The organism is Campylobacter concisus (assembly GCF_002912425.1).
In the GTDB taxonomy this organism is placed as follows: Bacteria; Campylobacterota; Campylobacteria; order Campylobacterales; family Campylobacteraceae; genus Campylobacter_A; species Campylobacter_A concisus_AH.
Genome location: NZ_POYR01000155.1, coordinates 1 through 9,131, shown reverse-complemented (window position 1 = coordinate 9,131; position 9,131 = coordinate 1). Strand labels below are relative to the sequence as shown.

Below are 9,131 nucleotides of genomic sequence, written 5' to 3'. Positions count from 1 at the left end.
TTCTATAAATTTTTAAAAAATTCCATTCATTTTCAAATGCATACTAAAATTACAATGATTAAAATTTTCAGATCTATTTAATTAGAATTTAAATTTTTATGGATATAATTTCGCAATCAATAAAATTTATTATTAAGGAGAAAATATGTTAGTAACAAAAAAAGCACCTGACTTTACAGCTGCAGCAGTTTTAGGAAACAATCAAATTGTAAATGATTTCAACCTTTACAAAAACATCGGCGAAAAGGGCGCTGTTGTCTTCTTCTACCCAATGGACTTTACATTCGTTTGCCCAAGCGAGATCATCGCGTTTGATAAAAGATATGACGAGTTCAAGTCACGCGGTATCGAAGTTATTGCAGTTTCTTGCGACAACCAGTTCTCACACTTTGCATGGAAAGAGACTCCAGTAAACAAAGGCGGTATCGGCAAAGTTCGCTTCCCGATCGTAGCTGACATGACAAAATCAATCGCTCGCGGCTTTGACGTACTTCTAGAAGACGCTGGCGTAGCACTTCGCGGATCATTCCTACTTGACAAAGATGGCACAGTTCGCCACGCAGTTATAAACGACCTACCACTTGGCAGAAACATCGACGAGATGATCAGAATGGTAGATACTATGCTATTTACAAACGAGCACGGCGAAGTTTGCCCAGCTGGCTGGCACAAAGGTGACGCTGGTATGAAACCAAGCACTGAAGGTGTTGCTGACTACCTTTCACACAACGAAAGCAAACTATAATTATTCAAATTTCTAGGCAGCTTTGCCTAGAAATTTCCTCTCTACACAAATTTAAATATTTTTTTAATATAACTTTATATATGATAGCGATGTTTTAATAAATAACCTTTTTTGGAGACCCCATGGAGTTTAAGGGCAGGCAAGAACTTGTCGAAAATTGCGAGGATTGCATACTTGGTTTAAGAGCTAAATTTATAGATGAGGGTATCAAATTTTGCAGACAATTAACCCTTGTGGTGCCACACGAGCAGATGAAAATTTGCCTTGAGAGTATCTTTGACGCGCTACTCATCCAAAAACCAAATGCCACACAAATTCGCGACGACTTAAACAGCCTAATACCAAAACTAAACGCAAAAGACGAGCTGATAAATTTCTTGCTCTTAAATTTGACACTAAATTTTAGTCATGCCTGCGACGATGCAGTCTATGTGGGCTACTTTGTAAATGCCGTCTCAAGGTTGAAAGAAATTTTATATAACGCTGAAAATCATCAAGAGACCACAGTAAAAGAGATGATCGATACTGGCTCATTTTTCTACGAAGATCCGATCAACACATTTACACGCATGAAAAACGCCAAGGTCCGCCCTGAATTTTTAAATTTATACGACGGACTAAATATAAAATACGAAGCCGAAATTTTAGAGGTTAAAGAAGATAGCGTCGTTTTTCGCGTAGATATGATGCAAATTTTAGCCATGAAGCAAGATGGCAAGGGCTTTATCCTGCCAAATAGCTTCTTCTCAAAGCAACTTCGCGCCGACATCATCGACTACAATATCGCCGATAAAAGCGTCACTCTTTCAAATTTCTCGCGCACAGCGACCATGCATGCAAACAAAAGAAAATTCCAGCGCGTCTTACCAAACCGCTTTACCAAAATTTCTCTAAAAGGAGAGCAAGGCGAGCTTGTTGGCAGCCTTTATGACATCTCAGAGGGCGGCATAAGTATATTGAGCTCACAAGCTACAAATTTTAAAGACGGCGAAGAGTTAGAGGCAAATTTTGACATCTTGCTCTCACCAGATGAAGTAAAAAATGTCTCTTTAAAGCTAAAACTTGTCACCGAGCTAGCATACAAGGGCTACATCAGATACTGCATGCAGCTAGTTGATGATGATAAAACGATAAAAGACTTCACGCAAAAGCGCGTCAAAGAGACGCTTGACGAGCTTCGCTCACGCATAAATTTATACGAATAAGGCAATTAGTGAAAACCATACAAGAAAATTTAAAACTTTTTTACATCGGACTAAAAGATAAAGAGCCATTTTTTTATAAAAACAAGGACCTAACCACCCATGCAGCAATCATTGGTATGACTGGTAGTGGCAAAACGGGCCTTGGTATCACGCTTTTAGAAGAGGCCTGCATAGACAACATCCCCTCTATCATCATCGATCCAAAGGGCGACATCACAAATTTAGCCCTCACCTTTCCGCAGATGAGGCCGGAGGATTTTTTACCATACGTCGATGAAGCAGAAGCGGCAAACAAAGGTCAAAGCGTAGAGGAATTTGCCGCCTCTCAGGCCGAGCTTTGGAGAAACGGCATAGAGTCTAGCTTTCAAGACCTTGAGCGCGTAAAAATTTTAAAAGATAGCGCTAGCTTTAACATCTACACACCAAAAAGCTCATCTGGCATAGGCGTGGCGCTACTTAGCGACTTTGCTTGTCCTAATATTAGTGACGAGGAAATTTTTAGCAACTATATAAATTCGCTAGCAGCCTCGGTGTTATCGCTTATTGGCATGAGTTCTGAGGATATGAGCTCAAAAGAACAGCTGCTAATATCCACTATATTTGAGAGCAAATTTAAAGAGCAAAAAGACGTCAGCATCGAAGAGCTCATAAATTTCATAGCAAATCCGCCGTTTAAAAAGATAGGCGTTTTTGACGTGGATACCTTCTATCCAAGCAGTGAGCGCCTAAAGCTTGCCATGAAGATAAACGCACTCATCGCAAGTCCAAGCTTTAAGGGCTGGACGCAGGGCGTTAGACTTGAAATTTCAAAGATGCTTTTTGACGAAAACGGCAAAGCAAAGTGCAACATCTTTACGATCTCACACCTAAATGACGCTGAGAGGATGTTTTTTGTCACCCTTTTACTAAACGAGATCATCGCGTGGATGCGTGGCACAGAGGGCACTAGCTCACTTAGAGCGATCCTATATATGGATGAAATTTTTGGCTTTTTTCCGCCAAACGCAAATCCTCCGTCAAAAACGCCTATGCTCACGCTCTTAAAACAGGCTCGTGCATTTGGTCTTGGCTGCGTTTTAAGCACGCAAAACCCAGTCGATCTTGACTACAAAGGCCTTAGCAACATCGGCACTTGGTTCATCGGCCGCCTCCAAACAGCGCAGGACAAAGCCCGCGTGATCGACGGCCTAAGCGGCATAGCAGGCTCAAGCTTAGACAAAGCCTCGCTTGAGAGCCTCATATCAAATTTAGCCAAAAGAAATTTCTTACTCAAAAATATAAACGAGGACGGCCTAAACGTCATCTCCACACGCTGGGCACTTAGCTATCTAAAAGGCCCGCTCAGCCGCGAGCAAATTTCAAATTTGATGAAAGATAAAAAAGAAAATTTAAGCACCCAAAATGTAGATAAAAGCGAGATGAAATTTAGCGCAAAACCTATCATATCAAGTGCAATCACGCAGCTTTATGCTAACTCAAAAAACCTCACACCAAATTTACTAGCAAGCGCAAAAGTGAGAATTTATGACGCTAAAAAGGGCATAGACAGCGTTTGTGAGGTGAGCTATCTTTACGAGCTTAGTGAAAACGACAAAGAGCCAAACTGGAGCGAGGCTAGCGAAGGCATGCACGTTGATGCGAGCGAAAATGAGCCAAGCGGCGCAAGCTTTGCTACTGTGCCAAATTTCATAACGAGTGCTAAAAATTTTGACGCTTTAGAGAAAGATTTTAAAGAGTTTTTGTATAGAAATTTCAAATTTAACACCTTTGAAGCGATGGGAATTTACTCAAAAGAAAACGAGTCAAAAGAGGAGTTTTTCATAAGACTTCAAGATAAGTGCAATGAAATTTTAGAGGAGCAAACCGCAAAGCTCACGGCTAAATTTGAAAAAGAGCAAAAAAGCTTGCAAGATAAGCTAAACAAAGCCCTTGCAAAGCTTGATAAAGAGCAAAAAGAGATGACCACAAGCGGCCTTGATGCTGCTATAAATATAGGCGCAAGCATATTTGGAGCGATATTTGGTAACAAGCTCTTATCTCGCCAAAACGCCGGCAAGATCGCATCAAGTGCAAGAAGCGCAAACAAGGTCTTAAAAGAGCGAAGCGACGTCAAGCTTAGCGAGCAAAGCGTAAATGATATAAATTTGGCCATAAGCGAGCTTGAGGAGAAATTTGCACAAGAGTGCGATGCGCTAAAAGAGGCAAATGATGTTAAAAACATCACGATAAACGAAACGCAAATTTCGCCAAAGAAAAGCGACATCTACGACGAAAAAATCGTGCTTTTGTGGAGATGATTTATAAAAAAATTAGTATTTTTTTAATATCATTTCTCTTTAAATTTAAAAGGTAAAATATGCAAAATTTAATACTTTATGCCGTTAGCTACCTGCTTGGTAGCATCCCATCAGGGCTCATACTAGCAAAAATTTTTGGCCATGTTGATATAAAAAAAGAGGGCAGCAAAAGCATAGGCGCGACAAATGTTTTAAGGGTTTTAAAGCAAACAAACCCAAAACTCGCCAAAAAACTAGCCATTTTAACCGTAGTTTGTGACGTTTTAAAGGGCGTTTTGCCACTCATCATAGCCTCTTTGCTTGGAGCTAGCCAAAGCGTGCTTTGGACGATGGCAGTTTTAAGTGTGGCAGGGCATTGTTTTTCTATATTTTTAGGCTTTCAAGGTGGCAAAGGCGTGGCAACTGGGGCTGGCGTGCTCGCATTTTTCTTACCAGTTGAGATAATAATCGCTCTTGTCGTTTGGTTTTTGGTCGGTAAATTTTTAAAGATAAGCTCTCTAGCCTCGCTATGCGCGTTGATAGCTCTCATCGCATCAAGCTTTATCATTCACCCAGAGCTTGATGAAATTTACACTCACGCACCGATACTTATCATCGCATTTTTGGTAGTTTATAAGCACATACCAAATATCGTTCGCCTGCTTTCAGGCAAGGAGCAAAAAGTCGTATGAAAAGCGAAATAACAACGATCATTAAGGATTATAAATTTCAAACCGTCATCGGAATGTTTGACTTTGAGCGAGTTGCAAAGCAAGAGGTAAAAGTAAGCTTAGAATTTCGCTCAACTAGCTTGATTGATTATGTCTTGGTGGCTGATTTTATAAAAGAATTTTACAATGAGATGAAATTTCAAAGCGTAGAAGAGTCACTAGAAGCAACCTGCAAAGCGCTAAAAGAGAGGTTTAGCTCGCTTACTAGTTTGGATATGGAGATTTTAAAAACCGAGATTTTACCAAATGCAATTGTCGGTGCAAAAATCAGCACTGTTTTTTAAAAATTTATTAAAGTATCTTGAAATATTTCTTAATTTATGATACAATCGACCATAAATTTTAGTTTAAGGAAAAGAAATGCGTATTTTAATAGTAGAAGACGAAGTAACGCTAAATAAGACGATTGCTGAGGGGTTGCAAGAGTTTGGTTATCAGACAGATAGCTCTGAAAATTTCAAAGACGCTGAGTACTACATCGGCATCAGAAACTACGACTTAGTTTTGACTGACTGGATGCTTCAAGATGGTGACGGCGTTGATCTTATAAACATCATAAAACATAAATCTCCACGCACTTCAGTTGTAGTTCTTTCTGCAAAAGACGACAAAGAGAGCGAGATAAAAGCACTTAGAGCTGGCGCTGATGACTACATCAAAAAACCATTTGATTTTGACATTTTAGTAGCTAGACTAGAGGCTAGACTACGCTTTGGTGGCACAAATATCATCAAGATAGACGAGCTTATCATCAACCCTGACGAAGAGAAGATCACTTATCTTGGCCGCGACATCGAGCTAAAAGGTAAGCCATTTGAGGTATTAACTCACCTTGCAAGACACTCAGATCAGATCGTATCTAAAGAGCAACTACTTGACGCTATCTGGGAAGAGCCAGAGCTTGTAACTCCAAACGTTATCGAGGTTGCTATCAACCAAATCCGCCAAAAAATGGACAAACCGCTAAATATTTCGACAATAGAAACTGTTAGAAGACGCGGATATAGATTTTGCTTTCCCAAAAAAGCTTAAGAAATAGATTTATACTGCAATTAGCATCTGGTGCGATGATGCTAATTGCCGTTGTTTCGGTGATGCTCTATCACTACATAAGAGTCACCGTTTTTCAAAGCGTAGTTAGTGAGTTAAACCAGCAAGCCACAGCTTATAAAAACAATCCACAAAATTTCAATCCTAACAATCTAAAAACTTTTACTATAGAAATCCCAAACAAAACTCTAGCCACTATAAAAGCAGGCGAGCTTAAAGGCGAAAAACCCTACCTCGTGATGCAAAAGATAAAAGATAAGAGCACAACCACGCTAACAATAAGGCTAGATGATAGTAACTACTTAGTCCTAGAGAAAGAGACGACGCTTCAAAGCCAGATAGTAGAAGAAATTTTTATAGATATTATAATCGTAAATGTCACAGCGATACTTTTGGTGCTATTTTACGCACTATTTTTATCAAGAATGCTTTTAATACCTATAAAAATTTTAAGTCACAAGCTTACAAATTTAGATGAGAAATTTCTAAAAGAGATCGATATCAAAAGCTTGCCAGACGAGTTTTTACCACTTGGCAATAGCATAAATAGGCTGATCTCTCGCATACAAACTTTCGTTTTATACCAAAAAGAGCTCTTTGTAGGCGTTGCTCACGAGCTAAAGACGCCGCTTGCCGTTATGAAAACCAAAAACGAAGTGACACTTTTAAAACCAAGAGATAGCGAAAAATATATAGAAGCGCTAAAATCAAACAACGAAGCGATCAACGGCATGAATGCGATGATAGGCTCAGTCCTTGAGATAGGCCGTCAAGAGGGTGCGCAGTTTGAAGAGCCAGTAAATACCGACGTGATCGCATTTTTGAAAAAACTAGGCAAAAACTACGAGGTGCTCGCAAAAGGTGAAGAAAAAAATCTCGTACTCGATCTAAAACCTGAAATTTTTAACCTAAACATCCAAACCAGCCTACTGACTCACATAGTGCAAAATTTCGTCCAAAATGCTATCAAATTTTCTCCAAAAAATAGCACGGTTACGATTAGCTCGAAGCTTGAAAAGAGCAAATTTATCATCGAAGTAACCGATGAAGGCGTGGGCATAGATGAGAGCAAGGACTTGTTTGCTCCATTTAAAAGATACGGCAACAAAGGCGGTGCTGGACTTGGACTATTTCTCGCAAAAGGTGCAGCACAGGCACTTGGCGCTGAGATATCTATCAAAAATAGAGAGGGTGCAAACGGAGCAGTTGCAAGCCTCGTTTTAAATTTAAAAGGATAAAAAATGGCAAAGAGAACCGCAGTGATCGATCTTGGCTCAAATTCTATGCGTATGGCAATATTTGAGCGCACATCACGCTTAGCATTTTTTATACTAGCTGAATACAAAACCAAAGTGCGACTAGGCGAAGGTGGATACGGCTCAAACAACGAAATTTCAGAAGCTTCAATGCAAAAAGCCATCAAAGCTTTTAGTGAATTTGATAACATTATAAAAAGCTACAAATGCTCCAAAGTCCTATGTGTCGGCACTTCAGCGCTTAGAGATGCTCCAAACTCAGGCGTTTTGATCTCTCTTTTAAGAAAAAAACTTGGCATAAATTTAAAAGTTATTGACGGCAAGGAGGAGGCCACTTTTGGAGCGATAGCAGCTAAAAATTTGCTTCATAATCTAGCTGAATGTGTCACTATCGACATCGGCGGAGGATCAACTGAGCTTGCTAGGATAAGCAACGGCAAGATAGTCGATGTCCTCTCGCTTAATATAGGCACAGTGAGGCTAAAAGAGCTATTTTTTGATAAGAAAAATTTAAACAAACTACCTAAATTTCTGTCGCAGATCACGGCGCAGATAGATGAGCGATTTAAGTGTCCGAATTTAATAGCGATCGGCGGCTCTTTAAGAGCGATCTCATCAGCCATAATGAGCAAAAATTTATATCCGCTCTCGTCGCTACATGGCTTTTGCTACAAGCTTAGCGACGAGCAAGCCTACATCGAGAGCATCGCAAACGTTAGCGTGCTTGAACTAAATAAATTTCCTATAAAAAAAGATAGATATGACACCATCAGAGAGGGCGCGCATATATTTTTAGCCCTTGCCAAGGCGCTAAATGCCAAAAACGTCATCACAAGTGGCGTTGGCGTAAGAGAAGGGGTCTTTTTAAAAGACTTTTTGCGTCCAATTCTTAAATTTCCAGAAAATTTTAACCCAAGCGTCAAAAGCCTGCAAGATCGCTTCATCCTCTCTTGTAATAAAGCCGTAGCAAGATACGCAAAGGATATTTTTGTGGCGCTTAAAAAGCTTCATGGACTAAATGAGAGCTATCTTGAGACGCTACTAATTGCCGCAAAACTTCACAATGTCGGTCAAGAGATAGGCTTTTACGGCGATCACAAAAACTCAGCCTATATCATACTAAATGCCCTAAACTACGGCTTTTCACACGAGCAAAAGGCGCTAATAGCCGCGGTAATTGGCACAAATGGCAAGAAAAATATTTATGAGTTTGAAAAGTATAAAAATTTATTACCAAAGGCTGAGTGTGTAAGGTGGCTAAGCTTCATCCTTGCGCTAGCCAAGGCACTTGATATAACCTGCGAGAAGCTAAATTTAAGCTTTGAGTTTAGCGGCCACACGCTAAAAATAGAGGGCGCAAAAGAATTTGCCATGGCAAAAGAAGAGATAAAAAAGATCGCAAAACCTGAAATTTTTGCCATTTCGTTTGTGTAAATCAAAAAGCTAGCGATCAAATTTATAAATTTATTTTCTAAAAATAAAAAAAAAAGGGGGGGGGTAAAGGCTTCTATTTTACTTTGTAGGCTCGCAATGCAAGTCAGATACGAAGTCCCCCCAATCTTTTTATCCTTCAGCACACATTCAAAGTATGCAATAGTGCCAAAGTGCCATGTTCTTAGTGTGAAACAAATTTTAAAATTTCATGAACGAGTAATTTCGGCTCTAAAATTTGAGCTAAGCTGTAAGCGAAGCCAAATTTTAGTAGTCAATTCTTGCGAGTGAATGGAATTTTAAAATTTACAAAATAGCAAATTTCTCTTTTAAAAATACGGACTTCAAATTTAAAAACTCTTTGATCCAAAAGAAAGACAAAGGGGACTTAAATTACGAAGCCGTCCCCTTATCCCCCTTTTTAAATCCCCCAAACC

8 protein-coding genes are annotated in these 9,131 nt (G+C 39.6%); all 8 read left to right on the top strand.

The window, feature by feature from the left end:
• The first annotated feature begins 145 nt into the window (after positions 1 to 145).
• Positions 146 to 745, top strand: a complete 600-nt coding sequence (locus tag CYP84_RS08545; RefSeq protein ID WP_002942572.1) for a peroxiredoxin — start codon at positions 146 to 148, stop codon at positions 743 to 745.
• Between the two features lie 122 nt (positions 746 to 867).
• Positions 868 to 1,950 carry a PilZ domain-containing protein gene (locus CYP84_RS08540; protein ID WP_103567624.1) on the top strand — a complete coding sequence of 361 codons (1,083 nt, stop codon included), beginning with the start codon at positions 868 to 870 and terminating at the stop codon, positions 1,948 to 1,950.
• 8 nt (positions 1,951 to 1,958) lie between these two features.
• Complete coding sequence (locus CYP84_RS08535) at positions 1,959 to 4,247, top strand: ATP-binding protein (RefSeq protein ID WP_103637268.1); 2,289 nt, start codon at positions 1,959 to 1,961, stop codon at positions 4,245 to 4,247.
• A 59-nt stretch (positions 4,248 to 4,306) separates the two neighbouring features.
• Positions 4,307 to 4,918: a glycerol-3-phosphate 1-O-acyltransferase PlsY gene (gene plsY, locus CYP84_RS08530; RefSeq protein WP_021089007.1), complete on the top strand. Its 612-nt coding sequence runs from the start codon at positions 4,307 to 4,309 to the stop codon at positions 4,916 to 4,918.
• Positions 4,915 to 5,241 (top strand): dihydroneopterin aldolase, encoded by a 327-nt coding sequence (locus CYP84_RS08525; RefSeq protein ID WP_002942574.1) that lies wholly within the window; start codon positions 4,915 to 4,917, stop codon positions 5,239 to 5,241. Before plsY ends, CYP84_RS08525 begins: the two co-directional genes overlap by 4 nt.
• A gap of 76 nt (positions 5,242 to 5,317) precedes the next feature.
• A complete protein-coding gene (hsrA, locus tag CYP84_RS08520) occupies positions 5,318 to 5,989 on the top strand; it encodes a homeostatic response regulator transcription factor HsrA (protein ID WP_002942555.1) in 672 nt (223 codons plus the stop codon).
• Between the two features lie 38 nt (positions 5,990 to 6,027).
• Positions 6,028 to 7,245, top strand: a complete 1,218-nt coding sequence (locus CYP84_RS08515) for a sensor histidine kinase (RefSeq protein ID WP_180996402.1) — start codon at positions 6,028 to 6,030, stop codon at positions 7,243 to 7,245.
• 3 nt (positions 7,246 to 7,248) lie between these two features.
• The gene (locus CYP84_RS08510) at positions 7,249 to 8,697 is read left to right on the top strand and encodes a Ppx/GppA phosphatase family protein (protein WP_103637267.1); all 1,449 of its coding nucleotides are present in this window, start codon (positions 7,249 to 7,251) and stop codon (positions 8,695 to 8,697) included.
• The last annotated feature ends 434 nt before the right edge of the window (positions 8,698 to 9,131 follow it).

Bases quoted from the DNA above. Each gene is read 5' to 3' on its own strand.
- hsrA (WP_002942555.1), top strand. From the start codon at position 5,318: ATGCGTATTTTAATAGTAGAAGACGAAGTAACGCTAAATAAGACGATT.
- CYP84_RS08525 (WP_002942574.1), top strand. From the start codon at position 4,915: ATGAAAAGCGAAATAACAACGATCATTAAGGATTATAAATTTCAAACC.
- plsY (WP_021089007.1), top strand. From the start codon at position 4,307: ATGCAAAATTTAATACTTTATGCCGTTAGCTACCTGCTTGGTAGCATC.
- CYP84_RS08540 (WP_103567624.1), top strand. From the start codon at position 868: ATGGAGTTTAAGGGCAGGCAAGAACTTGTCGAAAATTGCGAGGATTGC.
- CYP84_RS08545 (WP_002942572.1), top strand. From the start codon at position 146: ATGTTAGTAACAAAAAAAGCACCTGACTTTACAGCTGCAGCAGTTTTA.
- CYP84_RS08510 (WP_103637267.1), top strand. From the start codon at position 7,249: ATGGCAAAGAGAACCGCAGTGATCGATCTTGGCTCAAATTCTATGCGT.
- CYP84_RS08515 (WP_180996402.1), top strand. From the start codon at position 6,028: ATGCTAATTGCCGTTGTTTCGGTGATGCTCTATCACTACATAAGAGTC.